This is a genomic window from Mannheimia haemolytica (assembly GCF_004342115.1).
In the GTDB taxonomy this organism is placed as follows: Bacteria; Pseudomonadota; Gammaproteobacteria; order Enterobacterales; family Pasteurellaceae; genus Mannheimia; species Mannheimia haemolytica.
The window spans coordinates 1-4,223 of sequence record NZ_SMAC01000058.1; the positions used below are offsets into that span (position 1 = coordinate 1).

At 37.3% G+C, this 4,223-nt stretch carries 1 protein-coding gene; it reads right to left on the reverse strand.

Annotation, left to right across the window (positions count from 1 at the left end):
- Nucleotides 1-75: 75 nt before the first annotated feature.
- Nucleotides 76-4,044 carry a beta strand repeat-containing protein gene (locus EDC41_RS13640; RefSeq protein WP_020824257.1) on the reverse strand — a complete coding sequence of 1,323 codons (3,969 nt, stop codon included), beginning with the start codon at nucleotides 4,042-4,044 and terminating at the stop codon, nucleotides 76-78.
- Nucleotides 4,045-4,223 lie beyond the last annotated feature (179 nt).

Genomic DNA, 4,223 nt, shown 5'->3' on the forward strand with positions numbered 1-4,223 from the left:
CGGATTTGGGTGGAAAAGAATTTAAGCTCAAATTAATCTGACAGACACGGTAATTTAAAACGGGGGACTGTCAGATTAGGTTTGATCTTCTACACCTAATGCTACAGAGTTTTCTAAGGTTGCTTGAGCCCCCATACCTACTGCAACAGCGAACTGTTTATCAGCTACCGATTGAGTACCTACAGCTACTGCAGACTGTGCGCTTGCAGTTGCATTTGTACCTACAGCTAATGCTGCTTTATCTGTCGCTTTTGAGCCTACACCTAAAGCAGTTGCTTTCTCTGATGTTGCATTTGCGTTAGAACCCACAGCTGTTGCCTCACCTGCACTTGCTGTTGTTTCACGACCAATCGCAGTAGTACCATTTGCAGTTGCATTTGCTTGAGAACCTACCGCAGTTGCTTGAATACCTTCAGCTTTTGAGTTGACACCTAAAGCCGCTGCAGCATTACCATTTGCATTTGAGTTTGTACCCAGTGCAATAGCACCTTGATCTACAGAGGTTGCATTCGGACCAATTGCAATAGAGTTAACACCTTTAGCACCATCATTTAATCTGTTTTCTGCAACCGTTGAATTTACAGAGAAGTATTTAACCGTAAATTTATCTACAGCTTCAGCACTCAGTTTAAAATCGATCTTATTGTCGCTTACCGTTGTAACGATATTTTTATCAGATGAAGTATAGGTAATAGTTTCACCTAATTGAACATTGTCAGCCGTACCATTATCAGCAGTAATATTGAAGCCTTGAGCTACTTTATTGCTTAAGTTGGTTACATTTTGGTTAGTTGCATAAAGCTGTGAACCGTTAACTGCGTCTTTAGAAGTTTCGCTTAAATCACCTTCTTTAACATTCGTGATTTTAACTGGCGCACCATTTACATCACCAACTTTAACATTATCGCCATCATTTGTGATTTTCGGACCATTGTTAATGGTAATACCTTCATTAGTAATGTTTGTGCCACCAATGGTTACAGAACCTGAATCAGTTAAGTTTAGGTTTTTCGCTAATTTAACAGTTAAATTACCATTGCCATCTGCAACAACATTAATATTGCCTGCTGCTGATTGGAAAGCGCCTGACTGTTCTTTATTTACACCCTCACCAATAATAGTAACTAAGCTGTTTAACTTATGTTTGTTCTCAACTTCGTTATTACCGGTAAAACGTAAACCATCGTTTAAGGTTGCAACTTCTTCTTTACCACCTGTTTCGTTTGTGTAAACGATACGAGTAGTTTGAGTACCATCTTTACCATCCTTGCCTTTAGCACCATCTAATCCAGGAGCGCCTTTCTCAACAGTCATTGTTGCATTTGCACCATCTTTACCGTTGATGCCAATTTTACCTGGAGCACCATCTTTGCCGACTACAACAGTGCCGTTACCATTGATAGTTACACCGTCTTTGCCATCTGTACCTTTAACACCGATAGAGCCGTCTTTTCCGTCTTTACCACTTACAGATACATCACCGGCTAATACAATTTCTAATGCTTTTTCAGCAACATTTGCGGTTACGGTTACACCATCTTTGCCTTTAACTTGAATCGTTTTACCTAAGTCTTGCTTAACTTCAGTATTCTTATCATCGCCAGTTAAACCAAAGCCACCCGTTGTTGCATTAGTTAGGTTATTAACTGTATCTTTTAAATCGCCTACGTTAACCGCATTGGTTGTCGTTGCATTGGCAAGATCAGTTTTTTCGCCATTTGCATTAGTTAAACCGCTTGATACATTGGTGATCTGTTTGTTACCAGCGCTAATACCTGTGTTAGTCACACTTGGACCATTAGCAATAGTTAATCCTGAATCATTTAAAGTTGTATTACCAATAGTTACCGAACCATCTTTAGTTAAGTTTACATCTTTAGATAATTTAACAACTAATCCATTATTAGTATTTACTACACCAATATTGTTATCAGCCAATTTGGTTAAATCAGCACCACCAGTTACATTTAAAGTTTGGTTAAGTTTCTTAGTAATAACTTGATCATCATCACCAACGAATTTTAAACCATCGTTAAGTGTTGCAACTTCTTCCGGACCATCTTTGGTTTCATAAACAATACGTGTTTTAGTTGTACCATCTACGCCATCAACACCAGGTTTACCATTTTTAACAGTAATATTTGCATTAGCACCATCTTTACCGTTAATGCCAATTGAACCATCTTTACCATTTAAAGCAACACCAGTTGAACCATCAGCACCTTTAACACCGATAGAGCCGTCTTTACCATCAGCACCATTTTTACCTGGTCCACCAATAGTTAACTCATTATTTAATGCAAATGTTACATTATGGGCATCTTTAGTAATTTGAATGTTGCCATCTTTATTATTTAGATCAACCGTCTCTTTAGGCTTAACATTACTGCTATTCTGTCCTTCATTAATAGTTAAATTCCAACCTGCATTTGCAATTTCTTGTACAGTATATAACTGGCTTCCATTAACAGCATCTGTAGAAGTATTGTTTACATCACCCGCTTTCACGTTAGTAATTTTTGTTGGACTTCCATCTTGATTAGCAACACTTACACTACCTTCTTTATTAGTGATTTTCGGGCCATTATTAATGGTAATACCTTCATTAGTAATGTTTGTGCCACCAATAGTTACAGAGCCATCTTCAGTCAAGTTCACATTCTTCGCCAATGCAACAGTAATATTATTACCGCTGATTTGGGTCATGATGTTCTGACCTGCATCAAACTTATTCCACTCGGTATTGTCTTCAGCACCTTTTACATTCACTTGCGTATTTAATTTTGCATTGTGAACATCACCTGTGTTAGCGCCAAATTTTAAGCCATCGTTAAGGGTTGCAACTTCTTCACCATCATAAACAATACGAGTTTTGGTCTCCCCATCTTGACCATCAACACCTGGTTGACCATTTTTAACAGTAATATTTGCTGTTGCAGATTTACCGTCTTTACCCGCTGGGCCAGTTAAACCGATTGTACCGTTAGTACCATCTAAACCAATACCTGATTTACCATCTTTGCCACCAATAGCTAAAGTTGAATTTAACGCAAAATCAATTTGGTTATTCGTTACGGTCGTAATAATGTTTTTATCAGTAGAGGTATATTTAACTGTTTCGCCTAGCTTAACGTGATCTTCATCACCTTTATCAGCTGAAATCTTAAAGCCTTTCTCTGTTGCTTCATTTACAGCTGTGTTTACCGTATTAGTTAGGTCAATATTAACTGTACCACCATCATTACGAGTTAAAGTTGCAGTTTTACCATCTGTAGAGGTTTCTGCTTTATTAACAAAGTTATTTTTAATGCCTGTTACAGTAACAGATGAACCATCATTTTTGTTTAACGTTGTTGTTGCATCGCCATTATCAGCATACACTACTGTGCCACCAGTAACATAAGTATTAGTATCAACTGCCTCTTTGTTAACAGTTAATTTACCATCCTCACCTACTTTAATAGTATTATCATCAACATCTACATCAAAGGTAATGTTACTATTATCATTACGAGCAATTGTGCCCTTACCATTTACAAAACCAACATCTTTGTTGTCTTTGTTAATTGTTTCAACAGTTTGACCATTTACTGAAGTAGTAAACTCTTGAATCGCAGTTTCAGCCTTCGCTAAAGCATCCGTTGCTTTCTTAGTTAAGCCAACTTTGTAATCTGTTACATTATCTTGGTTTTTCTCACCCGTAGTAACAGTTAAGAAATCTTTAGAAGCTTCATCTGCACTCGCAGTTGTACCATCAGCATTAATAGTATAAGTTGTTACACCTGTTGCATCTTTATTTGCAGTGACAGATGCAACATTTGTACCTTTTTCTACTTTAGTTTGCACAGCTTTTAACTGGCGGAGATTTACTGCATCTGTGTCATTCTGGCCATCTGCTACGTTAGTAATTACTTTGTTACCAGCATTAATACCTATTGTTGTAACACTCGGTCCACCATTGTTAATAGTTAAACCATTTTGATTAATAACTGTATCACCAATTGTTACAGAACCATCATTACCCAGGTTTAAAGTGTTATTCAACGTTACATGATAGTTCTTACCACCCGTATTATTATTTTTATCTTGTTGAACTGCTAAGTTGTCACCTACAGTTACGCTTTCCTCTTTTGTAGAAGATCAAACCTAATCTGACAGTCCCCCGTTTTAAATTACCGTGTCTGTCAGATTAATTTGAGCTTAAATTCTTTTCCACCCAAATC